Genomic DNA, 669 nt, shown 5'->3' with positions numbered 1-669 from the left:
GCGCCACGCTTCTGCTCATCAGAAAGGATCTCATAAGCCTCAGTTGCTTCTTTAAACTTTTCTTCTGCTTGAGCATCATCCGGGTTGCGGTCCGGGTGGTACTTCATCGCCAAGCGTCTGTAGGCCTTCTTAACTTCCTTCGCATCAGCTGAGCGTTCAATACCCAGAACTTCGTAATAATCTCGTTTCGACATATGCAACAACCGTATTCAATAAAACCGTAAATAAAACTCTTCCCCGACCTCTGCCGAAGGATGAATCATTTTGCTAGCGCAGCTCTCAATAGCTCTATTGCGCATTAATACAAACTGACCTAGCAAAATAAACCTGAAGATATGCAAACGCGGAAGGCGATGCTTCCGCGTTCAAACGTAAGCTTTCAAACCAGAAGATTCAAAAATTACGCTATTTAAGTCTCAGAACAGGAGGGGCTACGCCCTCCTATCGACAACTTACTTCTTGTCGTCTTTAACTTCTTCAAACTCAGCGTCAACCACATTGTCGTCCGCTGCGCCAGCTGGCTCTTCTGCTGCACCGCCTTGCGCTGCTGCTTCTGGGCCTGCGCCCGCTGCTGCTTGCTCAGCATACATCTTTGCCTCGATGTCAAAAGTCACTTCGATCTGAGGCATACCACGAGGGCCCGCAGGAATATCTGACAAGTCGAAACGT

The 669-nt window shown here is 48.3% G+C and carries 2 protein-coding genes; both read right to left on the bottom strand.

All coding sequences use genetic code 11. The annotated features are described in order from the left end of the window. The coding region (locus tag A3735_RS24770) for a DnaJ domain-containing protein (RefSeq protein WP_156499901.1) at positions 1 to 194 on the bottom strand (194 nt) is incomplete at its 3' end. Between the two features lie 258 nt (positions 195 to 452). After that, the coding region (locus A3735_RS32120) for an Hsp70 family protein (RefSeq protein ID WP_231882644.1) at positions 453 to 669 on the bottom strand (217 nt) is incomplete at its 5' end.

The sequence above is a fragment of the Oleiphilus sp. HI0061 genome, from assembly GCF_001635675.1.
This window is presented reverse-complemented; position numbering and strand designations above follow the sequence as displayed.